General features: G+C 54.9%; 1 protein-coding gene. It reads left to right on the forward strand.

What is annotated here, in order from left to right; genetic code table 11:
- The coding region (locus FDX22_RS30910; RefSeq protein WP_255432886.1) for an aminotransferase class I/II-fold pyridoxal phosphate-dependent enzyme at positions 1 to 268 on the forward strand (268 nt) is incomplete at both ends.

Here is a 268-nt window from a genome sequence, read left to right on the forward strand (position 1 = left end):
CGGCGAAGATATTATCGATTTCAGCATGGGGAACCCGGATGGGGCCACGCCTCCTCACATTGTCGAAAAACTGTGTACCGTGGCGCAGCGCCCGGATACCCACGGTTATTCAACATCGCGCGGTATTCCTCGTTTACGTCGGGCGATTTCTCGCTGGTATCAGGAGCGCTATGACGTCGAGATCGATCCTGAATCCGAAGCGATTGTAACAATTGGCTCCAAAGAGGGGCTGGCTCACCTGATGTTGGCTACATTGGATCACGGCGAC

Source organism: Citrobacter sp. TBCS-14, assembly GCF_005280805.1.
Classification (GTDB): domain Bacteria; phylum Pseudomonadota; class Gammaproteobacteria; order Enterobacterales; family Enterobacteriaceae; genus Citrobacter; species Citrobacter gillenii.